At 48.1% G+C, this 260-nt stretch carries 1 protein-coding gene; it reads right to left on the bottom strand.

Going from position 1 to position 260, the window contains the following annotated elements; translation table 11 throughout:
• The coding region (locus RJ41_RS15085; protein WP_039222600.1) for a GTP-binding protein at positions 1-260 on the bottom strand (260 nt) is incomplete at both ends.

The following is a 260-nucleotide window of genomic DNA, read 5'->3' as shown; positions in this document are numbered from 1 at the left end:
AGAAGTTCACGAACTTCCATTTCTACTAGCTCTAGAAGCTCTTCATCGTCAACCATGTCACACTTGTTCATGAATACGATGATGTAAGGAATACCAACCTGACGACCAAGTAGGATGTGCTCACGAGTCTGTGGCATAGGGCCATCAGTCGCAGCAACTACTAGGATACCACCGTCCATCTGAGCAGCACCAGTGATCATGTTTTTAACGTAATCAGCGTGTCCTGGGCAGTCTACGTGCGCGTAGTGACGAGTAGGAGT

Origin of the sequence: Alteromonas marina, assembly GCF_000808575.1 — a bacterium.
Taxonomy (GTDB): Bacteria; Pseudomonadota; Gammaproteobacteria; order Enterobacterales; family Alteromonadaceae; genus Alteromonas; species Alteromonas marina_A.
This window is presented reverse-complemented; position numbering and strand designations above follow the sequence as displayed.